The sequence below is a fragment of the Rhizobium sp. CB3171 genome (assembly GCF_029714265.1).
Classification (GTDB): Bacteria; Pseudomonadota; Alphaproteobacteria; order Rhizobiales; family Rhizobiaceae; genus Rhizobium.
Window position 1 is genome coordinate 849,389 of the sequence record NZ_CP121653.1, and the last position, 25,818, is coordinate 875,206.

25 protein-coding genes are annotated in these 25,818 nt (G+C 56.4%); 12 read left to right on the top strand and 13 right to left on the bottom strand.

Annotated elements, in window-relative coordinates; genetic code table 11:
• Nucleotides 1-38: 38 nt before the first annotated feature.
• The 5 genes from QA648_RS23190 to QA648_RS23210 form a co-directional block, all read right to left on the bottom strand.
• Complete coding sequence (locus QA648_RS23190; RefSeq protein ID WP_283053856.1) at nucleotides 39-248, bottom strand: hypothetical protein; 210 nt, start codon at nucleotides 246-248, stop codon at nucleotides 39-41.
• Between the two features lie 218 nt (nucleotides 249-466).
• Nucleotides 467-2,152 (bottom strand): alpha-glucosidase, encoded by a 1,686-nt coding sequence (locus QA648_RS23195; RefSeq protein WP_283053857.1) that lies wholly within the window; start codon nucleotides 2,150-2,152, stop codon nucleotides 467-469.
• A 145-nt stretch (nucleotides 2,153-2,297) separates the two neighbouring features.
• On the bottom strand, nucleotides 2,298-3,935 hold the full coding sequence (locus QA648_RS23200; protein WP_283053858.1) for an alpha-amylase family protein: 1,638 nt from the start codon (nucleotides 3,933-3,935) through the stop codon (nucleotides 2,298-2,300).
• Nucleotides 3,936-4,151: 216 nt separating this feature from the next.
• Nucleotides 4,152-4,625 carry a gamma-glutamylcyclotransferase family protein gene (locus tag QA648_RS23205; protein ID WP_283053859.1) on the bottom strand — a complete coding sequence of 158 codons (474 nt, stop codon included), beginning with the start codon at nucleotides 4,623-4,625 and terminating at the stop codon, nucleotides 4,152-4,154.
• Between the two features lie 37 nt (nucleotides 4,626-4,662).
• Entirely contained in the window at nucleotides 4,663-5,088 is a 426-nt protein-coding gene (locus tag QA648_RS23210; protein ID WP_283053860.1) for an HD domain-containing protein, read from the bottom strand.
• 287 nt (nucleotides 5,089-5,375) lie between these two features.
• Here QA648_RS23210 and QA648_RS23215 point away from each other — a divergent pair, with 287 nt between their 5' ends.
• The 3 genes from QA648_RS23215 (at nucleotide 5,376) to QA648_RS23225 (ending at nucleotide 6,468) form a co-directional block, all read left to right on the top strand.
• On the top strand, nucleotides 5,376-5,615 hold the full coding sequence (locus tag QA648_RS23215) for a sigma factor (RefSeq protein WP_283053861.1): 240 nt from the start codon (nucleotides 5,376-5,378) through the stop codon (nucleotides 5,613-5,615).
• A 179-nt stretch (nucleotides 5,616-5,794) separates the two neighbouring features.
• Nucleotides 5,795-6,076, top strand: coding sequence for a hypothetical protein (locus tag QA648_RS23220; RefSeq protein WP_283053862.1), 282 nt, complete (start codon nucleotides 5,795-5,797; stop codon nucleotides 6,074-6,076).
• Entirely contained in the window at nucleotides 6,073-6,468 is a 396-nt protein-coding gene (locus QA648_RS23225; protein ID WP_260304006.1) for a response regulator, read from the top strand. Before QA648_RS23220 ends, QA648_RS23225 begins: the two co-directional genes overlap by 4 nt.
• A 39-nt stretch (nucleotides 6,469-6,507) precedes the next feature.
• Here the strand turns inward: QA648_RS23225 and QA648_RS23230 are convergent, their stop codons facing one another.
• From QA648_RS23230 to QA648_RS23240, 3 genes are all read right to left on the bottom strand, one after another.
• Complete coding sequence (locus QA648_RS23230; protein WP_260304005.1) at nucleotides 6,508-6,891, bottom strand: response regulator; 384 nt, start codon at nucleotides 6,889-6,891, stop codon at nucleotides 6,508-6,510.
• A gap of 62 nt (nucleotides 6,892-6,953) precedes the next feature.
• Nucleotides 6,954-10,550 carry a CheR family methyltransferase gene (locus QA648_RS23235; protein ID WP_283053863.1) on the bottom strand — a complete coding sequence of 1,199 codons (3,597 nt, stop codon included), beginning with the start codon at nucleotides 10,548-10,550 and terminating at the stop codon, nucleotides 6,954-6,956.
• 39 nt (nucleotides 10,551-10,589) lie between these two features.
• Nucleotides 10,590-11,645: a chemotaxis protein CheB gene (locus tag QA648_RS23240; protein ID WP_283053864.1), complete on the bottom strand. Its 1,056-nt coding sequence runs from the start codon at nucleotides 11,643-11,645 to the stop codon at nucleotides 10,590-10,592.
• A gap of 476 nt (nucleotides 11,646-12,121) precedes the next feature.
• Here QA648_RS23240 and QA648_RS23245 point away from each other — a divergent pair, with 476 nt between their 5' ends.
• Both QA648_RS23245 and QA648_RS23250 read left to right on the top strand, forming a co-directional pair.
• Nucleotides 12,122-12,619, top strand: a complete 498-nt coding sequence (locus QA648_RS23245) for a sigma-70 family RNA polymerase sigma factor (RefSeq protein WP_283053865.1) — start codon at nucleotides 12,122-12,124, stop codon at nucleotides 12,617-12,619.
• Nucleotides 12,620-12,958: 339 nt separating this feature from the next.
• A complete protein-coding gene (locus QA648_RS23250) occupies nucleotides 12,959-13,609 on the top strand; it encodes a hypothetical protein (RefSeq protein WP_283053866.1) in 651 nt (216 codons plus the stop codon).
• 83 nt (nucleotides 13,610-13,692) lie between these two features.
• Here the strand turns inward: QA648_RS23250 and QA648_RS23255 are convergent, their stop codons facing one another.
• The 5 genes from QA648_RS23255 to QA648_RS23275 form a co-directional block, all read right to left on the bottom strand.
• Nucleotides 13,693-14,370 carry a DUF1236 domain-containing protein gene (locus QA648_RS23255; protein WP_283053867.1) on the bottom strand — a complete coding sequence of 226 codons (678 nt, stop codon included), beginning with the start codon at nucleotides 14,368-14,370 and terminating at the stop codon, nucleotides 13,693-13,695.
• A gap of 340 nt (nucleotides 14,371-14,710) precedes the next feature.
• Nucleotides 14,711-15,109 carry a DUF1236 domain-containing protein gene (locus tag QA648_RS23260; RefSeq protein ID WP_283053868.1) on the bottom strand — a complete coding sequence of 133 codons (399 nt, stop codon included), beginning with the start codon at nucleotides 15,107-15,109 and terminating at the stop codon, nucleotides 14,711-14,713.
• 298 nt (nucleotides 15,110-15,407) lie between these two features.
• Entirely contained in the window at nucleotides 15,408-15,602 is a 195-nt protein-coding gene (locus QA648_RS23265) for a hypothetical protein (RefSeq protein ID WP_283054254.1), read from the bottom strand.
• Between the two features lie 69 nt (nucleotides 15,603-15,671).
• On the bottom strand, nucleotides 15,672-15,908 hold the full coding sequence (rpsU, locus tag QA648_RS23270; RefSeq protein WP_104826922.1) for a 30S ribosomal protein S21: 237 nt from the start codon (nucleotides 15,906-15,908) through the stop codon (nucleotides 15,672-15,674).
• A gap of 841 nt (nucleotides 15,909-16,749) precedes the next feature.
• Nucleotides 16,750-16,935, bottom strand: coding sequence for a hypothetical protein (locus QA648_RS23275; protein WP_104826920.1), 186 nt, complete (start codon nucleotides 16,933-16,935; stop codon nucleotides 16,750-16,752).
• A 242-nt stretch (nucleotides 16,936-17,177) separates the two neighbouring features.
• On the opposite strand from QA648_RS23275, the gene QA648_RS23280 reads away from it, so the two are divergent.
• The 7 genes from QA648_RS23280 (at nucleotide 17,178) to QA648_RS23310 (ending at nucleotide 25,815) form a co-directional block, all read left to right on the top strand.
• Nucleotides 17,178-17,798 carry an ABATE domain-containing protein gene (locus QA648_RS23280; protein WP_283053869.1) on the top strand — a complete coding sequence of 207 codons (621 nt, stop codon included), beginning with the start codon at nucleotides 17,178-17,180 and terminating at the stop codon, nucleotides 17,796-17,798.
• Between the two features lie 342 nt (nucleotides 17,799-18,140).
• Nucleotides 18,141-19,001 carry an alpha/beta hydrolase gene (locus QA648_RS23285; protein ID WP_283053870.1) on the top strand — a complete coding sequence of 287 codons (861 nt, stop codon included), beginning with the start codon at nucleotides 18,141-18,143 and terminating at the stop codon, nucleotides 18,999-19,001.
• Nucleotides 19,002-19,195: 194 nt separating this feature from the next.
• Entirely contained in the window at nucleotides 19,196-19,402 is a 207-nt protein-coding gene (locus QA648_RS23290) for a KTSC domain-containing protein (RefSeq protein WP_260305219.1), read from the top strand.
• A gap of 488 nt (nucleotides 19,403-19,890) precedes the next feature.
• A complete protein-coding gene (locus tag QA648_RS23295) occupies nucleotides 19,891-21,561 on the top strand; it encodes an EAL domain-containing protein (protein WP_283054255.1) in 1,671 nt (556 codons plus the stop codon).
• A 200-nt stretch (nucleotides 21,562-21,761) separates the two neighbouring features.
• On the top strand, nucleotides 21,762-22,283 hold the full coding sequence (locus tag QA648_RS23300; RefSeq protein ID WP_260305218.1) for a ubiquinone biosynthesis methyltransferase UbiE: 522 nt from the start codon (nucleotides 21,762-21,764) through the stop codon (nucleotides 22,281-22,283).
• Nucleotides 22,280-23,458 carry a class I SAM-dependent methyltransferase gene (locus QA648_RS23305; RefSeq protein ID WP_260305217.1) on the top strand — a complete coding sequence of 393 codons (1,179 nt, stop codon included), beginning with the start codon at nucleotides 22,280-22,282 and terminating at the stop codon, nucleotides 23,456-23,458. Before QA648_RS23300 ends, QA648_RS23305 begins: the two co-directional genes overlap by 4 nt.
• Nucleotides 23,455-25,815: a SpoIIE family protein phosphatase gene (locus QA648_RS23310; protein ID WP_283053871.1), complete on the top strand. Its 2,361-nt coding sequence runs from the start codon at nucleotides 23,455-23,457 to the stop codon at nucleotides 25,813-25,815. The genes QA648_RS23305 and QA648_RS23310 overlap by 4 nt, the downstream gene beginning before the upstream one ends.
• Nucleotides 25,816-25,818 lie beyond the last annotated feature (3 nt).

The following is a 25,818-nucleotide window of genomic DNA, read 5'->3' on the forward strand; positions in this document are numbered from 1 at the left end:
GGTCCGTATCAATCTTTCGATCTACTGGTGCTGACGCGCTATCGCCATGCGCTTTCGTTCTTCTTCTCGTAATCGCTGAAGGCCTTTCTTAGTCCCCCAAGCACTTCTGCAGCGGTTTCGAACATCGCCTTGAGTTGCGGCTCATCGACCTTTTCGATGTCCTCGCGCAAATGATCCATCGTTTCTTTCAGCTTCGCCTGCATCTTCTGTGTGTGGTGGCGCGGGTCGCCGTTTGCCTTCGTGACCATGACCAATCTCCTTCGTAAAATGGCATGCGTTTGCTCGCCCCGCTTCGCTTGCACTCAGGAATTCAAACTCGCGAATATTGATGTCGGTTCCCGTAGAAATGCACGGCGACGCGCCGGCATGTGTCACGTGCTGGAGCATTATCGAGAAGGCGAGGTTTGGTGCAGCGTCCGCTCCGGCGTCGGTAGCGCGGCATCGTCGAAGAGCCCGTAAACATCGCTCAGGCCGAAGCCTCGGCCACATTTTCCTTGGGCATCTCGATCGTATGAAGGATGGCCAAAGTCTCGTATGGCTTGAGTTCGACCGTCCCTTGCAAACGACTTACGGGCTGATAGTTGGCAATAAGGCATCGACCTTCCACCTGCAATTCGTCGGGCAGAGGCAGTGTTACGATCTCCACCGAGAAATTTGCGAGCACGATCACACACTGGTCCTCGAATGTCCTTGTATAGGCGAAGACCTGCGGGTCTTGATCGAAATAGGATTGATAGGTGCCGTAGACGATGACCGGATGCATGGCGCGCAGCGCAATCAGCCGCCGGTAGTAATTCCAGATCGAGCGGTCGTCACCCATGCTCTGTGCCGCGTTGATGCGGCTGAAATTGGGATTTGTCTGTATCCATGGAACGCCGGTGGTGAAGCCGCCATGCGGCGCCGTGCTCCATTGCATGGGGGTACGGGCATTGTCGCGCGCATTCCGATTGGCGACAGCGATGAATTCCTCCGACGAAAGTCCTGCCTCGACATGCAGGCGATGCATATTCAGCGTTTCGATATCTCTGTACTGATCGATGGAGGTGAAGGTGGCGTTCGTCATGCCGATTTCTTCGCCCTGATAGACGAAGGGCGTGCCTTTCAGGAAATGCAGGGCGGTCGCCAACATCGTCGCGGATTCCCGATGGTAACCCGTAGCGTCGCCATAAGTCGAAACAGCCCGCGGCAAGTCGTGATTGCCCCAGAAGAGAGAGTTCCAACCGTCATCCGAGAGCGCATATTGCCATTTGCTGAGGACCGCCTTCAGGCCGACGAGATCGAATGGCTTTGGCCGCCATTTGCCATAGACCTTATCCCACTGTTGGAGGACATGCTCGAACTGGAAGACCATGGACAATTCCCCGCGCTGCGCGCCGGAATATAAGAGAGCCGAGCCGGGAGTGGCGCTCCACGCTTCGCCGACGGTGACGACATCGCGGTCCTTCAGTGTTTCTCGATGCATCTCCTGAATGTAGTCGTGAAGACATGGGCCGTCGGCGGTGATCGCGCGATCGACATCCTTGGCGATGCGGTCGATGACATCCATGCGGAAGCCGGCGATGCCGCGGTCCAGCCACCAATTCATCATCTTGTAGATTTCGTGGCGAACGCTCGGATTGTGCCAGTTGAGATCCGGCTGCCGGTGGGAGAATTGGTGGAAATAATATTGGCCCGTCGCGGCCTCGAACGTCCAGGCCGGCCCTCCGAATACGGAGAGAAGGTCGTTCGGAAGACTGCCGTCTTCATTGGGAGAGCGCCAGATATAGAAGTCGCGATAGGGGCTGTCCTTAGATGCGCGGGCGTCGAGGAACCAGGGGTGCTCATCGGACGTGTGATTGACGACAAGGTCGAGAATGATGCCGATCCCCCGCTTGCTCGCTTCCGCAAGCAACTCATCGAAATCCGCAAGCGTTCCGAATTTCGGGGCAATATCCTGATAGTCCGAGATGTCGTAGCCGTTGTCGTCCATGGGAGATTTGTAGATCGGCGAGAGCCAGATCAAACCAATCCCGAGGGAGTGGAGATAATCGAGCCGGGAGGTTATGCCCGGAATGTCGCCGATGCCGTCTCCGTTGCTGTCGAAGAAGCTGCGTGGATAGATCTGATAGGCCGTCTTGGCATGCCACCATCTGGTGGCTGGTTTGGCGGTCATGGGAGCCTCTCCGGATTGTCGCGGCAAGCCGCATCCTTTCCCTGGCGTTATCCTGGCGCCTTCGGCGGTATAGGTTAGGCACAACCGCCGCCGCGCGCATAGGTTCCGTACCGAGCTTGCCATTTCTCGTTTTTAAGGGAGCTGTCTATGAGGCGGCCGGTAGATTGCTCCGAAACCAACGGTAACCGTAGGCATCGAGCTCGATCGTGGTGCCCTTGCGCTTTTTCTCGGGATACACCCTGTTGCCGAACAACCCGATAAGCTGTTCCATCTCGTCCTTATCGAGATCCAACTTCACGGAGCAGTTTCGCGGTGCAAGATTGTGAGCGATCAGGACCGTGCCTTGCTCCCAGGCGAACCTCTGGGCGAATACCGCTGGGTTATGCGTTTCGATAGAGCGCCATTCGCCCCAGCCGACCTCGGGGCAAGACTGTCGTGTGTCGACAAGCCGCCGTACCCAGTTGAGTAACGAGTCCGGATCGCGCTGCTGAGCCTCGGCGTTGATCTTGTCGGCTCCATGATCGCCAGTCATGATGACCGGGTGGATTAGATATTCTTCCGCACAGGTGGAGAAGCCGGCATTTTCGTCATCGGACCATTGCATGCAGGTGCGCACCGGCCAGCGCTCCGGCAGGCAAAGCACGTCCCCCAGCCCGAGTTCGTCGCCATAGTAAATGACGGGTATGCCCGGAAGGCTGAAAATCAGGCTGAATGCCATTTCGATCCTCCGGCGCTCGTTGCCGAGCATCGGCGCAAGGCGGCGGCGAATGCCACGGTTATAAAGGCGCATGTCGGCGTCGGGAGCAAAGACCGTGTAGACCTCATTCCGCTCCTTCTCCGTCAGGCGGCCGAGATCGAGCTCATCGTGATTGCGCAGGAACTGCACCCATTGGCAAAGCTGAGGCAATTTCGGAAGCCGGGCGAGACCCCGCGCAAGGGGGGCGGCGGAATTGGTAGCAAGCGCCAGAAACAGATACTGATTTGTAAGAAAGGCAAATAGCATGTGAAGGCGGGAACCGCCGCCGAAGAACTGCGGCATCTCTTTTGGAGGCACGTTTGCTTCGGCGATTAGGACGGCGTCGCCGCGCCGCCAGGATAGAAAGTCGCGCAACTCGCCGAAAAACTCATAGTGCCGCGACGAGGGGCGGTTGGGGCTGATTTCCTCGACCAGGAATGGTGCTGCATCTATCCGAAATCCCGATACGCCGAGCTCGAGCCAAAAGCCGACGATCTTGAAAATCTCTTCCCGGACTGCCGGGTTGCTGATGTTGAGGTCCGGCTGATGCGGATAGAAGCGATGATAGTACCAGGCCGTCGCCAGCGGATCAAAGGTCCATACGCTTGATTGGTGGCCGGGAAAGGCCATGCCGTGATTGACGTTTGCTGGCTTGGATCTCGACCAGTTGTAGTAGTCGCGGAAGGGCGAGCGAGGATCGGTCCGCGCCTGTTGAAACCAGGGATGCTGCTCGGACGTATGATTGATCGGCAGATCGATGATAAGTTTCAGGCCGCGCAACCGCGCCTGATGGCTGAACTCCACGAAATCGCCAAGCGTTCCGAGCTCCGGAGCGATGTTATAATAGTCGGTAACATCGTAGCCATAGTCCATTCCGGGGCTGGGATAAAATGGCAGCAACCACAGGCAGGTGACGCCGAGCCGTGCGATATAGTCGAGCTGATCGGTCAGGCCCTTGAAGTCGCCAATTCCGTCACCGTCACTGTCCTTGAAGGTGCCGACGTTGAGGCTGTAGATGACAGAATTCTTGTACCAGAGATCAATCACGTTCGGGCGTCCGACATTGGGCAACATGCCGCGGAGCGGGCACCCGATGCCAGCTCTCTTCGACCACGCTCGTGGTCCCAGGATTGCTGGTCGCGCTATGCGCCATTCGACCGCCGGCATATGCTGAGGTCGTTGATGTAAACCGTATCGAATGGCAAATGTTCCGGGGAGCTTACGGAAGAGCGATCGTTTGGTCCGTGTCGGAACAGAAAGGCTTCATCGGAGCCCGGCATCTTTGGAATATGTCCTGCGGCTCTGGTCCGGCGCTCTTTCGACGCGTTGTTCCGGTGGGATGAAACGGCGATCGTCATATGTGGAAAGATAGTCCGAATGCATGGGCTTTGCTAAGCTTCGCGACTTGAAATAGGCGAATGCAATGCAGGGATCGCCGCCGGCTACCCGTTCCAGTTCAATCAATCCGCGGAAATGTCCCGGCTTACCGATCGATTCCAACAGATCGAGATGTCGCAGAGTCCGATCGTCGACTTCATAGAGCTCGCCTTTCACGGTCGTGCCGTTTCCTGGCTCGTCAAACATCATGGGTGCAAACCAGCGACCGGCGATCAGCATGGGATAGGGCTTGCGGGTTTTGAAGAGACCGCGGTAGTGCGCACGCGCCAGTCCCCGCTCATGCAACGCAAAACCCCTTTTCAGCGTCCCGAATACAAATAGACGAATAGTCGCCGACATCGTCGTCCTTTCAGAAATCGGTCAGAGTATTCCACCTTCAGCGATCGTCTTGTTCCCGCATGATATCGAGGCCAAGCCGATACTTGCCGATGTCACCGCCAATCCGCTGCTGCTGCCAAAGATTGTCTTCGAGATCTGCCTTCTTGACCGGTCTTGCCATGGCATTTGCGATCGCGCGGCGGACAAAGGCATCGTCATCCTCGCCAACGCGTTTGGTGAGGGCATCGACGGCTGCGAGTACTGAACGAGAAAAGCCTTGCTGCCGGAGGCGTTCGATGGTCCAGCCAGGCCCTTTCTCCACGACATCATGCAGATATGCCACGATTTTCTGGTCCTCCCCCGAAACCGCCGATGCCACGCGACGGCAATGCTCGACATAGGGATTGCCGAGTTTATCGGTCTGGTCCGCATGCGCTTCGGTCGCAATTTCCATGGCACGGTTTTGCGGGTCGATTGATGACATCTGTACCCTCGTCGGCGAACTCAAAATTGAGCATCGCCGCTTCGTATCTGGAATAATCAAGCCCAACGGTGGAGACGGCCGGAAGTTCCCGCCGCGGCCAGTGGCGTCGCTCGGTTGTTGGAAGGCTTGCGGTGGCCGCGACATCGAGGAAGATGCAGGATCTCCAGATTTCTTGGACCAATCAGGAACAAGCCGAGGATCATACCCGTTAAAAAATATCGGACAGGCGTGGATGCCTCCGAATGGAAATGGACGGAACAATCGTGAGTTAGTGAAAAGAGAATATCGTGACTGATATTTCCCGACACCACCGATTGCAGGCTGAAATCGAGGAACTTATGCCGACATTTCGATCATTGGCGGAAGCGTTCTGCAGGAACCCGGCCGATGCGGACGATCTGGTGCAGGAGACCGTGGCGAGGGCCGTTGCAAGCCTCGATCAGTTCACCGACGAGATGTCACTCGAATCTTGGATGTTTGCGAATATGCACGACATCTATCGGCGAAAGTTCGACATTTCCCAGTAAGATCCAGGAGGAAATAGAAGCCGTTTGCAGGAAGGAGATCCCACAAACTTCGGAGGATTGAGTAAACTCCGCCCACGAACCTGACGGAATGGCGTATCCAGCGTTCCTACAATGGAAGTGGCTGGATTTGAGGCATAACTGAGTTCATGATGTGCAGGAATCTCCTTGAGGAGGCGACCGTGCACAGACGCGAGGAACTTGCAATGGCTGTGGGCCATGTTCGCGACGGTGAAAAGCGCGTTCTGAAGCAAGAGGCGCTCATCGGCCGGTTGGAGGCCGGCGGTCATCCGAGTGCGCAGGCTGTAGAGTTGTTGAACACCTTCAACGTCACCCTGGATCTGATGAGAGGCCACCTGCATATCATTGAAGATGAAATCGACGCGGAACGTCTTGAAAAGCTGGCGCGTCGAGCCTGGGCCAAGGCCATCGTTAATCGATCTAGGACGTCCAGAATCTCATGAGTAAAGAACCGGCAGAGCAACCAATCGTTTTGGTCGTGGAGGATGAATATCTGCTCGCCTTCGACCTTGCGGCTTCACTCGGCGATCGCGATCTTGCTGTTCTTGGGCCTGCGCCGACAATCGCTCAGGCTTTGTCTCTTATCGCTGCGACCGATGAGATCGATTGCGCCATCCTCGATGTCAGCATCAGAGGTGAAATGGTCTTTCCCGTGGCCGAGGCGCTTTCGAAGCGAGGAATACCGTTCGTATTTACGACCGGCTATGAAAAATCCGTTTTTGGCGAACGGTTCACGGACATCGAGGTCTATTCGAAGCCGCTCGATATCGAACGCCTTACGACGGAAATCTCCACTTTGGCGCATGATCACTGCGTCAAGCGCGGGCATGCGTAAAGCGGTCTGGTTCTCGGGAAATGCCTGGCAAGACGTTCGTCACGTATCCTGCTGCCGAGGGCCAAAAAGGCCTCGTGCAATATGCTCGATTTCGATCGGCTTCTCGCAAAGAACAAAACCGGTGAAACGGGCCGGAATGATCGACGGATCATAACCGGTCGCAAAGACATAAGGGATTTTCAGTTCATCCAGTCTCTCCGCCACGGGAAACACCATTTCACCGTCGAGGTGGACGTCGAGGATCGCCGCATCGACATCTTCATCCTGGATCAGTTCGAGAGCCTGGTCGACCCTTGCCGTTGGCCCGATGACGATAGCCCCGAGCTTTAGCAACTGGCGCCGCGCCTCGTTTGCAAGAAGATACTCATCTTCCACGATCAAAATCCGCCGGCCGGAAAAGAGGTGGCTGTAGCGCTGGCTCATCTCGTCAGACCGAACAAACGGTGGGGAAGTTTCGCGAGTGTGGCCTCTGCAGCGCATTACTCTCAATGACTTGGCTCATGCAGTTTGATCTTTTCGGAAAGAGGAAGTTCGATGGTACAGATCAATCCTTCCGGCGTGAACTCCATTCGTCCGCTACCACCGAACTGATACGGCACGACATTTTCGATCAGTTCGGACCCAAATCCGCGCCGGGCCGGCCTCTTCGGCAATCCAGTCAGCCCTGTCTCTTGCCAGACCAGCTTCAGAGAGGGCTTCTTGCCGTCACCGTGATTATGGAAGGAGATGTGCAATTCTCCGCCGTCTTGCGACAACGCGCCGTATTTAACGGCATTGCTTGTCAACTCATGGATCGCGAGACTCATGTTCTCCGCCGCTTTGCCGAACAGGGCGGCATTCGGGCCGGTTATCGTCACCGGATTTTCATCCTTGCCGGTCTGCGCCGATATTTCGCTTTTGATCAGGTCTTTCAGGTCCATGGCGGCATCGGGCGCGCTCGTCAGCAAGGTCTGCGTTCTGGCCATTGCGTTGATGCGGCCTTCCAGATGACGGGCGTAGTCTACGACCGTGTCGCTCGTTTCCGCGGTATGGGCGGCAATCGAGCGGACGATCGCAAGCGTATTGCGGACCCGGTGCTGAAGCTCGTGCAGCAAGATTTGCTGATGCTCCTGAAGAAGCTGCATTTCGTGCACATCGGTCGCTGTGCCAAACCATTCGACCACCTTGCCGGAATCGTTCTTCACTGGCCGGGCTCGTAGATGCACGGTCCTGTATGTATTCGTTTCAGCATTGAAGAGGCGATGCTCCAATTCGAGCAGTCCGGTTTTTTCGGCATCCTTCCAGGCTTCCAGGACCTTCTTGCGATCATCGGGATGTATGGGATCAAGCCAGCCTTTGCCCAGCGATGCAATCTCGGTCTGGCCGGTATAAGCCGTCCATTGCGGGCTGCTCCAGGTCCAATTGCCCTCCGCCGCCGCGCGCCAGACAAGCTGCGGAATGCCTTCGACAACAGAGCGCAGAAGCGCTTCGCGATCCCGCAGGCGCTCCTCTGCTCGGACGAGCGCGGTTACGTCCATGAAGGTCAAAACGGCGCCCTCAATGACGTTGTCGACGCTGCGATAGGGGAGCACGCGGATCAGATACTGCGAGCCGGTCTGCGGGTTTTTCGTCTCCCGTTCCATGCTGCTCAGCGTCCGGATAACGCGCCGCGCATCCTGCTCGAGATCGTCATAGGCAATTCTCGCGGCGATATGATGGATCGGCCTGCCGAGATCGGTATCGATCAGGTGGAATATGTCGGTGATTGCGGGCGTGAAACTCTTGATGCGCAGGTCATTGTCCAAAAAGACGGCGGCAATCTGCGTGCTGTCGAGCAGATTTCTAAGATCGGAATTCGCGCGTGCCAGCTCTTCCACGCGATGAGCCAGTTCGCCATTGACCGTCTGGAGCTCTTCGTTGAGCGACTGGAGCTCCTCCTTGGAGGTCTCCAATTCCTCATTTGACGATTGAAGTTCTTCGTTGACGGACTGGTACTCCTCGTTCGAGGCCTTCAACTCTTCATTGGTGCTTTCCAGCTCTTCGACTGTTGCCTGTAGCCGATCGCGCGCCTGGCGAAGCTCGTCCTCCAGGCGTCGTACATGCTCCTCCTGACCGGCGGAGGGAATGACCGTGCCAGCGTCATCCTCGCCAACCACCTGACCATCCTGGAGGATCACCATGAAACGACGCGGCTGTCCCGGCGCGGGGTCGATCGGTTCGATCGACATGGTCACCAGCAAGGCGCTGCCGTTCTGCCCCACCTTCAAGCCACTAACCTTGACGGTTGCCTTGTCGGTCTCAGCCTTATGGAGCGCTGCGCGCAGATCTATGCGCAGATCACGATGGATCAGGTTGAAGACATTCAGGCTGGCATGGCCCGATGGCGGATCGATGAACTTGCCGGTGCGCCCGGAAAAATGCAGCACGTCATGGTTTTCGTCGACAATCATGTAAGCGGGCGCATATCGCTCCATGATCCGCTCGGCCTGTTTCGTGAGCACGGATACGTTGTTGACGGACGGACGTATTCCAGACGGCATGCCGGGCGGCGCGTTGCGTTCGGTGGTCGCCGACAATGGAAAATCCGGCAGCAGACGCGTCATGGTTTCGATTTGCCGGAATATCCGGAAGCGGCGATCCACGGGCGTAAAAAGCTTCCCATGGCGGCTGACATTCTCGGAATTGCCAAGGAAAAGATAACCACCCGGCCTGAGGGCGAAATGGAAGAGCGGAATGACCCTGTTCTGAAGTTCCGCGCCCAGATAAATCAGAAGGTTGCGGCACGACACCATGTCGAGCCTTGAGAAGGGCGCGTCCTTGATGAGATTGTGCTGCGAAAACAAGCACATTTCCCGCAGTTCCTTGACCACGGAATAGGTTTCGCCCTCTTTGACGAACCAGCGCGCCAACCGCTCGGGTGTAACATCCTTGATCGCGGAGGCGGCGTATCGCCCGACACGCGCCTGCGCCAGCGCGCGATTGTCGATATCGGTCGCGAAGATCTGGATATGTGGCACGATGTCGAGTCGTGCCATCTGTTCGCGCAAAAGGATGGCGATCGAATAGGCTTCTTCACCCGTGGCGCAGCCAAGCACCCAGACACGGATGTGATCGCTCGCGCCCTTGCCTTCGAAAAGTTTGGGAATGACCTCCCGTTCGAGATGTTCGAACTCCTTGGTATCCCGGAAGAAATGCGTCACGCCGATCAGCAGGTCGTTGAACAGGTTATTTGCCTCGTCGGCGTCGGAACGCAGATATTCGAGGTAATTTTCGATGGTATCGGTCTGCGTTACCTGGATGCGGCGCTGCACCCGCCTCAGGAAGGTATTGGGCTTGTAGCCATGAAAATCGTGCCCCGTCCTGTTGCGAAGCACGGCGGCGATCCGCGTCAATTGCGGGCCGACTTGGACGACCAATTCGTCGAAATCCTGCGCCAGCGTCTGGCGTTGGAGGCTGCGGATCTGAGCCTTGATGCGGGTTGCCAGCTCCTCGGCAGGCAAAACCAGATCCGCCACCGCAGCCGCGCTCTTGGGCTGCGATGACGGATGGGAAATATCGACGGATTCCTGGCTGATTTCGGCAAGCGCCAACCCGCCTTGCTCCTTGACGGCAATGATGCCGAGGGTTCCGTCGGTCCCGCAGCCGCCCATGACGAGCCCGATGGCCCGCTTTTGCTCCTGCTCGGCCAGGGAGACCAGGAAGCTGTCCATGGTCCCGCGTTCACCCGATGTGTCGGACGCATGATGGGTCAGCAGCCGATCATTTTTCAAGGTGGCGGTCACGCCAGTCGGAACGATATAGATGCGCTCGGATTCTATCGTTTCCCCGTTTGAGGCTAGCCGCACGGTGCGGCCGCTCACCGCCGCCAAACGGGCCTGGAATGCTTCCTGATCGAAAGCGTCGCGATATTGCATCACGATGACAAAGGCGGCGCCTGGGGAAGAGTGCATCTGCTCGAAGAAGATTTCGAGACTGCCGGTCTCCGCCGCGGAAGCGCCGATTCCCACGATGATCGGCGACCGCGAGGCAGCACCTTCGTTGATCTCAACTCCAGCATCGGTCAAAAGCTCGTCGCTTTTTTTTACCCGAGATTTCTTTGTCACGTCTGGCGTTCCATGGTGTTGAGCCGCCGAGACGGCCCATTACGATTTCGGCTTCCTTCCGGCACGCATTTCCAGGTCAATGACCTCCGACCCGCTCTCGTTAGGAGCCTTGTCTTCCATGCCCTGAAGAATGGCGGTGCGCAAGATATCTACATGCTTTCGGTATTCGCTGGCCCGCTCTTCATGCATTTCCGCCATACCCGGGCGATTTGCCTTTGTGGCTTCCTTGGCCATGCGACCGACCAGGGCAGCACGTTCCTCGACGATTCGAAGCGCCACGCGCATGGCAACGTCGACTGAATCGCGCTGTTCGGCAATCAATGCCTTGGCGGTATAGGCGTGCCCAATCTGGCAACGAAACCGCAGGGGTTGCGAATCCCGCACTTCCGATAAGACACCGCCGCATTCCGGGCACGTCAAGGGGGAAGCGTCGGCTAGTTGCTTGATTTTAGACGTGTCCGAACGGCCGCCTGCCGCAATCTCCACTTCAATCCTGACGCCTGCCGGCAATGGCCGCGCGGGTCCCGGCGGCTCCGCCGAGAAATGAATTATCGCCTGTGCCAATTCTTCCGATGTGGCGTTGAGATCGACGGGAGTGGCTTCCAATGCCGAAATCGGCATTTCAGGCGTCGCCGCATCCTCCGGCGCTTGAACCAGGGCGACGCCTCCGGCCTGCTTGATCGTCGCCAGGCCGGATGCGCCGTCGTTCATCTTGCCGCTGAGAAGCACCCCGATCGTTCTTGGACCACAGGAAAGAGCGGCTGATCGGAAGAGGGAGTCGATCGAGGGACGCGCGAGATTTTCGCGAGGCCCGTTTCCCAGGGTCAGCTTGTCCTTTATCACCAGCAGATGGTAATCGGAGGGAGCAAGGTAGATTTGGCCGGGTAGAATGGCCTCGCCATCTTCAGCGTTCTTCACAGGCAAATTGCTGGAAGCGGAAGTGACTAACCTTAATATTCCGGCGCTGTTTGGGGGAATGTGAACAATGATGATCACTGCTGCCCTGAGATTGTGGGGCAGGGCGGCTAATATGGTTCTCAGAGGATCGGACGATCCCGCCGATCCGCCGATAACGATGATGTCGCGATTGGCCATCACACCTCACATGAAAGAGGAACCAGCGGGGGCAGAGTTTGTTCCATTGGTCGCACGGGAACCTTAGGCCGGGCCGTAAGTTCGGAAGCTGGATCGCGTGGATTTTGTCCCTTCCTGCTAGGCCCTGTCGCCACCTGCGCGGTCCACCCTCCTCTGAGACTGTGACAAGCCCGTATTCACATCGCTATTCATGACCTCTGTCTCACAACCGGCATAAGACGATGTCGAAGAATTTTAAGAGTCTGCACGGAACCAAGCGCGAGACGGAGTCGTTTTTTAGGGGATGTGAAGAGTGCTTGAGAAAGTCTGTCTGAAGGGCTTCAGGCTTCATCAAGGCAACTCGTTCAATACAGATCATCGGAAAGATCCAGCCGGCATCCGCACGGACGCCGGACTGGTACTCGTGACGTTTGCATTACGGGGCGACGCAAACATCGCATCAATTTCGCCGATGACGCGGCTATCAGGAGAGCGTTGTGCACGATACGTCCCGATCCACCGATTTAGAGACTGAAATCGTAAATCTCATTCCGGCTCTTCGCGCCTTCGCCAGAACCTTCCATAGGAATTCGGCCGATGCCGACGACCTGGTTCAGGAAACCTTGACAAAGGCACTCGCCAATCTTGGCCAGTTTGACCCCGGTACACGGCTGAAATCCTGGCTGTTCACCATCATGCGCAACACATTCTGCACGAAGTTCCGCATAGCCAAGCGCGAGTCGCCCGGCAGCAAGAAATGCGTCTCCGGCTTCGGCGTGGAAGCGCCGCCGCAGGAATGGACGATCCGCGCCAAGGAACTGGAGCGAGCCTGCAAGCGGCTGCCAGAGCCTTATCGGGCGGTGCTGGAATATGTCGTCATCGAGGGCCGCTCTTATGACGATGCGGCGGAAAAATTCGGCTGTGCGATCGGCACGGTAAAGAGTCGGATCAACCGGGCTCGCCAGCAGCTCGCCGCTCAGCTCGACGAGGACTGACATCCGAAACCGTTGCTGCTTTCCCAGGATCCTGACAATAACGAAGCGCCAGTTGGCAGAGGTGCGGCACATGTGCATCGCAGCAAAAAAATTCGGCCCGAGGGGTTTACAAGCAATCCCTTGAATGGGACTCTGGTCATCGAGAGTTGCTTGAGGCGCGCGAAGTATTTGTCTCGCGCGGCGGCGGTGCGAAGGCCAAAAGACAGGCAGCGCACTGTAGGGTCGGCTCTAACCAACCAAATCAATCCAAGGCTGAACGTGCGTTTTCGCATGGTGTTCGGCTGTCGATGCAGCGTTTCAGCGCGCTGGCATTGATACAAATGCAATTGGGCTTTTGTAATGAGATTCGTTTTAACGGGTATTTTTCTTAGTGTCCTCGTAAGTGCTGCGCCGCTCTCGCATAAGGCCTATGCCGGCGATCTGGTGATCTGGACGCCGGTTAAGGTTGCTCCGCGGACCTATCATACGACGATCGGCTTTCGGCTGCCCATGGCCTGGGAAATGAGCGCGGGTGCCGATCTTGGTCTCGCAGGCGCGGCCGGTGGAAAGATCCTGAACGGTTCCGAACTCGCCACGCTATGGGGACGAGCGGTAGACGATCGCAGCAATTTTGCCAGCAATTCGCGGCGCGAGGTCGCCGTGCGGGTGGATACGCTGAGGGGAAGCGGAATGTTGTATCTTGGCCGCTCGCGAAACTGGATCGTCTCACAAGATCTCGACATGCAGATGCTGCGATCGTTGAACGTGACTACGGCGCAGACCGCACCAACCTCTGTCACCGCCTCGCAGGCGGTAAAGATGATCTTTCCCTCAACCGGAACGTCGATCTCGGCGAGGGGAGAGCTGACGGACGTCAAGGGTACCTTCTCAAGTACGTTTGCCTTGAACCAGGCGATCGCGCCCAATCTCAATCTTACGGCGTCACTCACCGATCCGCTGACGTTGACGCCGGCGGGCAATGTGCGGGTCGATTATCGCATCAAGTGGTAACAGGTGCAGTTCATGAGACATGGCGAAAGAGTCATCGCTCTTGCCTGTGGCTTGTTCGATGACTCTCGATGCTGTTGGCCGTATCAGGCCTCCAAGACATAGACGATCGTAAACGAATTGGGATCGACGATTACGATACGACCATCGGCAAGAACGAAGAACCGATACGACTTGTATTGCGGTATGATCTTGACGATTCTCGGCGGAAGTGGCTCGAGCCTAATCGAGTGTGGAATGCTGACGCCTACGGAGACGGTCTTGATTTCCGACTCGCGTACCGGCGTGGTGTGAACTTCCTTGATCACCTGCCGCACCTGCGTTTGCTGCTCAACGGTGATGTTGGTATTCGTGGTCGAGCTCTTGGCGGTGTTTTCCTGGGTCGTGTTCGTCTGGCTGCCAGTCTTCGCCGTACCGCTGGTGTCAGTGGCGGACTTGGACTGATCCGTGTCCATCTGCGTCTTGCTTGATGTTGTCGATTGCTGGGTATCGGTGCCCGATCCGGATTTCTGGGTCGTGTCGGTCTTCGGGGTTTTGACTGTTGACTGAGTGTCGGACGATCCGGATTCCCCAGAGCTCTGCTTGGTCATGGATTTTGTGTCGGGCGTTTTTTGCTTCTGCGTCTCACCCGATCCGCTCTTGGTGCCGGTTTTCGGTAGGATAGTCGTATCCTGTGAATCTTGAGCGGTCGCAACGGATTGAGCCACCGGGGAGAGGCTAAGGGCGGCGGACGCCAAGAGAATGTAGAACAGATTGCGAGTCATCTTGAACTCCTTCTGGTGCGCTGATGCCAATCAACGGCAAAAGCACTGTTGCTTCATGATGAGCCGGCCATGATGGTGGACATCGCCTCGGACGCGATACGTCGATCCCGAGTGATAGCCCTCGTTGTAATAGCCGGAGCTATCGTTGGTCGTGATCGCAACCGACCGGGCGTGGGTCGGAACTGCTTGTCAAAGCGCCCAATCCGAGCGCATATGCGATAAGGAGTGTCTTCATTCGTTCTCCATTCAGGGCACACGCCGGCCGCGGCGCCAAAGGCGCCGTGGTTCTGCGTCTTACTGTGAGGGATGATGGAGAGCCGTCAGGCTCTCCTCTGGTCGATCAGTGGAGCACTTGGATCACTTTCCGTGAGGATGGCTCGACGATCACACGCTCGTGGTTGACCACCGCATAGGCGTATTTCGGATTTTCCGGAATCGTTCTGATTCTGATGGTTCTCGGCAGCGGTTGGCCGATCACGACCTTCTCCCTAACGACAACTGTGTCCTCGGGCATCGGCTGCTCTTGCACATAGGTAACAACCTTCTGTGGCGGCGGATCGATAGCGGTGCCGACGATAGCGCCTGCAACACCACCGACTGCGGCACCTACTGGACCACCTACGATGGCACCCGTGACTGCCCCGCCTGCGGCGCCGTTGACGGTCGACTGCTGCGCGAAGGCGTACCCGCTCGCCAATGCAAGGGAGAGGGCTGCTATACTAAATACTTTGGTTTTCATCAGATTCTCCTTTGTCTTTCCTACTTGTCCGCGGGTAACGGAGCTTTCGGTAAAACCATTGAGAACCTCGTCTGTTCCTGTTTTGAGGCTTCAGTCGGGGCGTGGTCAGACCTTGGTCCCTGGGGGTACGGACTAAGGTCTCAAAACGCTCAACATCTGCTATCGTGACTTGTATGCGGCAGGCGAGCTTTCCTGGAAGCAGTCGGTCACCTGATCCTGGAGATCAGCAAAGCGCTCTGTCGTCGCAGCTCTTCCGCCGCGAATAGGGATCTGACGTTCGCCGCCGCATTGCCGGCGGTCAGTGGACGCTCGGGATCTTTGTGGCCGCGGCGAAATCCTCGGCCGCCAATTCGCTGATTGCGATCAACACCTCCTCACGCGAGAAGCCGGAGCCGATCGTTCGTTCGATCAGGTCCTGCAAGTCGGGCTCAATGACATCGCGGCAATCTTCAAGCCGTTCTTCGGAAACGGTCACGCTATACAATTCGTCCATCATTCAACCTTTCCTTCAACCGCGAGCCGCCGCATTGAAGGGCGGCCCGGGCGATATTTCTCTATGGTGCTATCGTGCCGATGATCTTCGTTTGGATGCGGCAAGAAGACCTTCGCGCTGCATCTTCTTGCGAGCGGCCTTGCGATACCGGCTGACCGCCTGTGCCTTTTCACGGATACGGCGCTCAGAGGGCTTTTCGTAAGCCCGCCGTTCCTTCATCTCCCGGAACAGCCCTTCGCGTTGCATCTTTCTTTTCAACGCCCTGAGCGCCTGCTCGACGTTATTGTCTCGTACCAGAACCTGCATTCTGTTCTCCTTGTTGTTGCGGTTGATAAAATGGTTGCCGGTCAGCCGAGCTGCTCGGCGATCAATTCCTGCAGTTCTCGACGTGTGAGAAGGCAGGGATACGGTTTCCAGTTTTTGTCAGGCCGGTTAACGGCCCCATCGCGCTCGCGCGGCTTCACCGCCGCGGGCGCGGCAGCGATGTTCGGTTTGTTCAATAGAAGTCCTCTGCCGACCGTCCGGCCGGCGTAATCGATAAGAAATAGCAGGAATGCCCATTACGCAAATGAGCGGCGTTGGCTGCGAACGAATGCTCTTGCCATGGTTCCGGCGAAGCATCTGGCGCGATACAATTCGCACGGCTTCGCAGCCCTCACGGCTCTAAATGGGTAGTAGGCTAAGCCTTTGCAAGGTAGAGACGGTGCCTCAGCCTGCCTCGATCTCCGGTCTGTCCCGAGCGCCGCCTCCCGGCTCTGCCTACGGCCTCATTGCCTCCAATTCCTTTTGGAGCCGGTTCCGTTCGGCAACATGCATCTGCTGCAATTCCTCGAAGGTCGATAGCAGCCGACGCGCTTGCGAGGTGTCGTGTTGGCCTTGCGTAAGTTCAAAAATGATTTGCTTTTGCCGAGTGATATGTCTGCGGCCTTGGGCCACATGCTGCTTTGCCAATTTTAAATGCTGTTCTACGAGTTGCTTATCCATGCACAATTGTACGCCTCGGATGATGTGAATGCATCTGCTTCCTCATCTTGGCTGACGGACGTAAAGGCGAGCAGTCACGTCAACCGTCGAATGCAGCATTGAGACCGCGGGCACGTCGCGGCGGCGGTCTCAAATGCAAAGCCGGACGCCGCCGGCAGAAACCTTAGCGCCACCGAGGTTGCTTCGGCGGTGCGTTGGCATGCAGCTCGTGCAGCGGAGCATGCCGGCCCAACAGCTTGACCAGTTTCTTGGTTTCGGCTGCGTCAACGCCGTGTTTCTTGCAATGTTGTTCCACGTCCAGCTCGCGCGGGCCGGGTCTTTTGACCTGTCGGTTTTGCATACTCTTCATGGGACACTCCTCCTGGCCAAGAAACGCCCCCAGTATGCTCATTGTTCATTAGTTATTTCTAAATCGGATGATGTTTGATCCGTGCAGTTCCGCGCGACCTGCTTCGTGTCCTTGGATCGAACGATGAAATAATAACCATTTTACTGGATTTTAAGGGGTTATTACGCTATCTGAAAGTAGCGACGCCGGTGAAGGCTGAGCGGAGCGATCATAGCATGAAACAAGTTCAAGTGAGGTAGGTCATGGCCGAACGCAATCCACCAGCAATTTTCGTCGGGGACGCCGCTGGTCTTGATTTTCTAAATTCTTTAGCAACCCCGGTCGACAGGCCTTTCGAATGGCTCAACGACGGAGAGGGGTTCATCCAGTGGCTTCGCGAGGCGGGTCTCGTTCCGGAGCGCAGATTGCAGTCCATTGCCAGGAACGCCATGCCCGGAGAACTCGACTCGCTGGCGGCGCAGGCGCGTTCGCTGCGCGAATGGTTCCGCGAATTTGTCAGGGAACACAAAGGAAGGCCTCTCGATGCGAGCGCGCTCGAGCAGCTCGAACCATTAAACCGCCTGCTGTCGCGAGACGAACAATTTCGCCAAATCGTCACCACGGAAGAGGAGAAGGGGACAATCCGATTGCGCTGGAGCACGGAACGCCAGTGGAAATCGCCAGACGCTCTTTTATCCCCGATTGCGGAAGCGATGGGTGAACTTGTCTGCACCGAGGAATTCTCTGATGTCAAAGCGTGTGAAGGTCACAACTGCACGCTTCTCTTCATCGATCGCACGCGCGGCAAGAAGCGCCGGTGGTGCAGCATGGCGGTTTGCGGCAACCGCGCGAAGCAGGCCGCCCACCGCGCCCGAGCCAATTGATGGAAAAATGGCGGCCAAGATGCATGGGGTGCCCATAGGGGTTCCCGATGGCTGCAGAAAATAGACGCCGGCCATAACGCTCATGGTCATCTCGCTTCGTTGAAATAACCAATACAGACCCATTAAATAGGTCGGCCGATTCTGCGATCCAAAGACGAAAATTCGATTTCCAAATCAGTAACTTATTTTTCCGAGATCGAACAGATTTCAGGGCAGCAGTCTGCAACGCTGTGCCGTATGGGCGTGCGATTTTAACGTAACCTTTTTAAAGGCACTTGACTGGTTACTAACTTGGTGTAACCATATTGGCGTTATTAATCGGGTTACCAAAGGAATGGTTCCATGACGAAGGTGCACTATCGGAAGGTGGATGTGGATGGGCTCGGCGTCTATTACCGGGAGGCGGGCGATCAAAAGAACCCCACACTTCTCCTGCTGCACGGGTTTCCAAGTTCCGGTCACATGTTTCGCGACCTGATCCCGGCTCTGGCAGCGGATTTTCATCTGGTGGCTCCCGATCTGCCAGGCTTCGGCCAGACCGATCTGCCGCCGCGTTCCGCGTTCTCCTACTCGTTCGACAATGTCGCCAAGGTGATCGATCGCTTTACGGAGGTGATCGGGCTGAAGCGGTTCGCGATCTATGTGTTCGACTACGGTGCGCCGACCGGCTTCAGGCTGGCGATCTGGCACCCGGATCGCATTACGGGGATCATTTCGCAGAACGGCAATGCCTATGAAGAGGGATTGAGCGAAGGCTGGAACCCGATCAGGGCTTACTGGAACGATCCGTCTCCTGCCAATCGCGATGCGTTGAGATCGTTCCTCCAGCCGGAGGCGACGGTATGGCAATATACCTACGGCGTGACGGATACGACGCTGGTTTCGCCGGACGGTTATTCCCTCGACAATCACTACCTCGCTCGTGAAGGGGCGACCGATGCCCAACTCGACCTCTTCGGTGACTACAAGAGCAATGTCGCTCTTTATCCGGAATTCCAAGCGTATTTCAGGAAGCACCAGCCGAAGTTCCTGGCCGTCTGGGGCAAGAACGATCCGTTCTTCCTGCCGCCAGGCGCGGAAGCGTTCAAGCGAGATATTCCGAGCGCGGACATTCGGTTCTTCGACACGGGTCACTTCGCCCTTGAGACGCATTGCGAGGAGATCGCAGCCGCGATCAAGAATGTCTTTTCAGGTGTCGAGTGAGTTTACGACGAGGGCCTGGGTAACCAGGCCCCGGCGTCGCTGTATGATCGGCCGCTGTGCCGGGCTGGTACAATTAGCCTTTCCCCGTGAGGTAATCCGGAGGGTTGCGCCAAAGCGCTACGTTTTCTTAACTAGTTCACTTCATTCGATATTTTGCTTTTCATGGCACAACCGCGTCGAAGGCGAGGTGACCTATGAAAGAACTCCCAGTTTCATCGCGGATTATTAAATCCGTTTTTTTTCATCCAGACGATGGCCGTCTTTATATTCGCTTCAAGAACGGCGAGGAGCGTCTCTTTACCGGCGTTCCAGAAGAGGCTGCCCAGGCCATGGTTGAGGCTTCCTCGCCCGGCCAGCACTACATCGAACATATCCGTACTCGCTTCGAACGCGTTGCTTGAAGGGGCCAAGGAAGCCGCAGAGCGGTTTCTCATACGGATTGCGAAAGACCAAAAAAGTGGAGTGGTTCGGCTATTTGAAAAGCCGAACCGCTTTCGGCGTTCGAGGATGTCAGATAGGCTATCATGCGGGTATCATTCCCGTGGAAAAATTGCGCGAAAAGCGCGTTATTTCGCAGGCATAACCCATGCCTGTCTTTGTGGCGGTCTGCAATTTTTGATTGAACATTTGACAGGACTAACTTCATTAGCATAATGTTGTAAATGACTGCTGGACACAGTGTTCCCAACGAGGGGAGCGTCGTCGGAATCAATCAGGTGTGGGGCTTAAGTTCGGCAATTGTTAAATTATTTATGCGTAATATTTGAAACATAACCATTTGATACTTGTTCAATAGCAAGTGTCGGCTCGGTCCGTTAGATCCTAAGACGACAGGAGATTGAAAGCGATTACGAAGCCTGAAAGTTCCCAGGACAGGACGGAGACCGGAATGGCAGCCAGTAGCGTCATTAAGTTTGACATACCTTTGCCGGCCAGCAGCGCACCCGACGTGCTTTTCTCGTTTTACGACTGCGATTTGAATCTCATTATGTCGTCCGAGAGGTTCCGGGCGTTCTACGGCGACGAAAAGACCTCTCAGGCCACGCTTTTCGGAATATACCCGGAGCTGGATGATCCCAGCATGGATATGTTCACTGAGCAGACGGGCAATACCGGATGGCTGCGAAATGTGCAGTTCCAAAGAGCAGGCGAGGCGCTCTGCGATCTTATCATATTCCGGCCCGCCAATGGTTTCGCAGTCGTTGAGACGAGGAACCCGATTCGTCAGGATCCGTCCCCTGACGAAGCAGACCGGGCGTTTCTGCTGCATGAAGCCAATCACGATGCTTTGACCGGCCTGCCGAACCGGCGGCAGTTCGGTGCGCGTCTGCACGAGGCTTTATCAGGCGGAAAGAACGGCATCGCGCTGATGCAGCTCGATCTCGATGAGTTCAAGCCGATCAACGACACTCTGGGTCACGCTGCCGGCGATATCGTCTTGCAGCAAACCGCCGAGCGCATACGCAACGTTCTGGGACCGGGAGAGACCGCATACCGGCTGGCGGGCGATGAGTTTGCCGTAATTCAGCTCCGCAAAGACCAGCCGTCAGAGGCGGAGCGACTGGCTGATGCGTTGGTGAACGCTTTTAAGAAGCCGTTCCTGGTGAATGGGATCGCAGTGTTTTCAGGCGCAAGTATCGGCGTAGCGCTTGCCCCGCGGGATGGCAATGAGGAGGATCAGCTCATGCGTGCCGCCGATATTGCTCTTTACGCTGCAAAAAGTGAGGGAAGAGGCCGCGCGCGCACTTTTGAGCCGGCCATGATGATGGTTCTGGAGCAGCGGGAATTGCTGAGGCGAAGCCTGCGCGTGGCGCTGCAGCATGGCGAATTTTTTATCGAATATCAGCCGTTGGTGGATTGTTCGGGGTCTGTCGCCGGTTTCGAAGCCTTGTTGCGGTGGCATCATCCGATGATGGGTATCATCCCACCTTCCGCATTCATCCCAATGGCAGAAGCCGATGGAATGATGCCGGAAATTGGCCAATGGGTCCTGGAAGAAGCCTGCCGGCAGGCGATGACGTGGCCGTCGCATTGTATGGTCGCGGTCAATCTCTCGCCCGCCGAATTCTTGACCGGAGGCTTCACCGACAGGGTATCGCAGACGCTCGACACGATCGGATTTTCGGCTGAACGTCTTGAGCTCGAAATCACCGAAGGTGTTTTGCTCGAGCGCACGATCAACAATCTCGATACGTTGAATACCCTCAATGTCCTCGGCATTCAGATCTCGCTCGATGACTTCGGCACCGAATATTCCTCCCTAAGCTATCTGAAGAACTTTCCCTTCGACTCCATAAAGATCGACAAGTACTTCATAAAGGATCTGACGAACGACGATAAAAGCCAGACCATTGTTCGCTTTATCATCGCGTTGGCGCATGGGCTGGGCATGAAGGTCACCGCCGAAGGCGTGGAAGACCAAGCTCAAGCCGAATGGCTCATTGCCGCCGGCTGTGATCGTTTGCAGGGATATTTCCTTGGTCGACCTCTGCCTGCATCGTCCGTCCTGGAGTTCCTCCAGCGTAACGATACGGCAAAGTGGCAAAGTCAGGAAAAATAGGTGGTGGGAAGTTGACGGGACGCGTCGGACCTGTTCCGTGGGTAGTCGCGAATATTGGAGTATCTTCTTTCATAAGATGCTCTAGAACAATTCCAGGAAAACTGCGCAGCGGTTTCCGTCCGGAATTGTGAAACCATGAAGACAGAGCGGTTCTGTGCATCCACGAGAAGCTGACCGTTCCAGGCGATAGGGGATCGGCATTGAGCGAGCAAAGCGCAGGCCGCACTGCATTACCATTTCATCCGATGCTGGAGCTGGAGATGGAAATGGAAGTTTTCATGTCGGATTGGCTCCACTGCAATCAGCTCTCAAACTACGTTGCGCGCATGGTGAGCCACGACCGAGGCGATCCGGTCCGGCACGCCAATTTGCTTTCATCCGCACTCAACGAGCTGTTTGAAATCTCGTTTCGCTCCGGCTGCGCTTCCGGGCGACTTCACTGCAATGTTTCCCGAGGGGATCGCTCGGAGCGGATTGCCCTGACCTTTCCCTGTGGCCCCGCACAACAGCACCGGTACTGTGACGCAAGTGCAAGGGCGACGGGAGGTGACGCTCTGCAAAGATATCTCGACGCACTCGCCGATGAAAACTCGGTCTCGGAAGAGGACGTCATTCTGCTCGGCTTAGCGATCAACTATGACGCATCGCTATCGCTGCAGCAGGTGGAAGATCGAGCTCTCACTGTGGTCGTGGACATTCCAGTGGAGGGACTACTGAATTGAGCTCACACGAACCGGTTCCGCTGTTTTCGGCTCAGTTCGATCTAAACAGCCAGGAGTTTTCACTTTCAGGCATTCTGCGGCCGTTATCACCCGTCGACATCGCCGATACGACCGCCTTGCTCGAAAAGAGCATCAATCAAGTCAGAGGCGTCCTCTATATAAATGTAAAACGCCTCATTCACATGAATGCGACGGCGTATCACGCCTTGGCACGGCTCTTGGTCAATGCCAGCCGGACGCGACGGGACATTCGCTTTGTCGTGGTGACGTCCAGTGTTGTTGGCTGGGCGACGAGGACATTCCGTCATCTACATGCGATCGAACCGAGGATTGCCGTCGAGGCGTATGATTCCGCTTTTTATCCGGGTCAGACCTTTGTCGAAGACGAGAGCTTCATTCCCATCCTGCGGACGCAGACGAAAATGACCTGGCGCCATGAACGCGAGATTTTACCGCGCCACGGCATGCAGGCCGGCATTGCGATGGCGGACATTTGCTGTGGAATCGGTGATTTCGCCGTGTTGGCCCATAAGGAATTCAAACCAGCTAGGATCGTGGCGCTCGATCATTCAGTGGCCAGTCTCGAATACGCCCGCAAGGTCGCCGCCGATTTCGATATCCGCGATATCGAATATACCTATGGCGATGCATCACAGATGCTGCTTGAAGACAATCAGTTCGATCTGGTGACCTGTCGCCATTCACTGCAAATCTTCAATCGGCCCGATATATTGCTCAAGGAACTCTACCGCATCTGCAAGCCGGGCGGCCGCGTATACATAACCAATGAAAAAAACTCTCATTGTCTTGGCGAGCCGCGGGCGGCCAGCATACAATGGACCTACAATGAGGTGGCGACGCTGTTCGCCCATTTTGATATGGATGTCGAAATGGGCCCGAAAAGCCGCCGGCTGCTGTTGGATGCGGGTTTCGAGGCCATTGAGATGGAAAACTTCATGGTCAGCAACCTCGATGGCGATCCGCAAGATTTCGCCGATGTCATCACCGCCTGGGAAAATGTCTATGCCGGCGAAATGTCGGTTCGCCGGGGTGATACGCCGGAATTCATCAAGCGTTTCCGCCAAGGCTTCCAGGATCATATCTTCGCCGCCCTTCATCCGAAGGGTTATGCCGGCTGGCCGATCTGGGCCGCCTCTGGGCGGAAGCCGCTATGAGCAGAAAAACTGGCCGATTTTTCTTTCCCGGCATCCGGTCGTTTCGCGCGAAATTTGTCCTCGTGGTTGGCGGAGCCGTCCTTTTTGACCTTCTCGTCAGCGGCGGGTTGGCACTGTGGAATGTGCAACGTTTGTCCCGCGACGCGACGTCCGAAGTGGGCCAGGGTCTTGAACGTGCGAGCCAGGATTATATTCAATCCTATGCGGACTCGACGGCTGCTCGCGTGGGGCTGCTTCTCAATCAGGTGCATTCCGATGTCAAAACGCTCGCGGGCGTTCTCCAGTCGCAGATAGATCATCCCAACCGAAACAATGCGGTCGGCGAGGCGCTGGCGCAATCCGAACCTGGCGCCATCAAGCTCACTTACGATCCAAAAGGCCGATGGGCGCAGAATCTTCCCGGTACGCCGTCCGTAATCAGCGTCTGGGGCTACCTGCTCGACCAAAATCATCAGCCGCTGCCTGCGGTGCAAAAGGATATCGAGACCAGCACGGTTGTCGATCTCGTCGCGCCGAACCTGCTGAAGAGCGGCTACTCCAAGCTGCAGATGTATTACATCGGACCCAAAGAGCGGCCGATCTTCAGGACGGTGCCTTATACCGACCAGGCGCAGACCTTTGACAAGCTATATCCGGGCCACAACGATGCCAATTTCTGGGATTTCTTCTTTCCGGGCATCTATGAATCCTGGCAACAATGGGCCCGTGAGCCGGGCTCGCGTCCTGTCGCGGACGATATCACGCAAACCGCACCCTATACCGACGCCATCACGGGTAAGCTGATCGTCAGCTTCTTCAATCCTCTCTGGTCTTCCGACCGCAAGGAGGTTGCCGGCATCGCCGGCGCCGATATCACGCTGGATCAACTGGCCGGTATCGTCGAAAGCGTAAAGGTTGCCGACACTGGCTTCGGCTTCCTGACGATGTCGAACGGCAATGTCGTCGCCATCAACCACGCAGGCGAAAAGACCATTGGCTTGCGCTCCTCGAGCGAGACCGGCGACAAGGGCGTGACCGGCCTTGATCGTTCCTTCCGCAACAGCACGCAAAAGGCGCTGGCAACGCTTCCCTTGGACCGTGACGGCGTCATTCAGCATATTATGTTGGACGAGCAGGGAGAGAAGATTCCGTATCTGGTTGTCGTCAAGCAGATAGCGCCGACCAACCTTTGGGTTTCCGGTCCCATTCAAAAGGAAGCGATGTCGCTTGGAATTGTGGTGCCGGAGCGAGAGATTTATGCCTCGCTTTTTGCTGCGCAGGAAGAAATATCGCGAGCGACAAACCGCATCCTTATTTACCAGATCCTGGCGATCTCCATATCGCTGATGATCGTCATCGGGGCGGTATTTGCGGTTTCCAAGCGTATTACCAGCGGTATCAGCGCGCTCGCAGGGGCAGCACGGCGCATTCAGGCGAAAGACTATTCGGTCAGGGTTGATATCCCGTCGCAAGACGAAGTGGGTCAGGCTGGCGTTGCATTCAACCGCATGGCGGAAGAGATAAGCTTCCACACGGAAAATCTGGAATCGCTGGTGGAGGAAAGAACCAAGGAAATTGCCGAGGCGAAAGAGGAAATTTCGGCGCTGAACACGCAATTGAAGAGCGAGAACGTGCGGCTTGGTGCCGAGCTGGCCGTCGCCCAGCGGATACAGCTCATGGTCCTGCCGCGCCAAAACGAACTTGCGGCCATCGAAGAGTTGGAGATCGCTGCCTTTATGCGCCCCGCTGACGAGGTCGGTGGCGACTATTATGACATCCTGCAGGACGGAAAAAGACTGAAGATCGGAATAGGGGACGTCACCGGCCATGGCCTTGAAAGCGGCGTGCTCATGCTGATGGTTCAGTCCGTCGCGCGCGCCTTGCAGGAGGCCGGGGAGACCGATCCGACGAAGTTCCTGACCGATCTCAACCGCACGATTTACAAGAACATCGAACGAACGAAGACCGACAAACATTTAACCCTCGCCTTTCTCGATTATGACGGGGAGCGACTGACGCTTTCCGGCCAACACGAGGATCTGATTGTCGTGAGACAAGGTGGAGAGGTCGAGCGGATAGAAACAGGCGACCTCGGGCTTCCCGTGGGGCTCGATTCGGATATTTCCGAATTTGTCGACACCAGAGAAGTCGCCTTCGGCCGTGGCGACATCATCGTTCTGCACACCGACGGGGTCACGGAAGCTGAGAACAGAAGCGGCGAATTGTATGGAATTGAACGGCTTTGTGAATCGGCGCGCCATCTTTATGGCGGCACTGCCCAGGACGTAATGAACGGTATTCTAGAAAACCTCATGACTTATATCGGGTCGCAGAAGATTCACGACGATATAACTCTGGTTGTAATGAGACATAGGTGATAG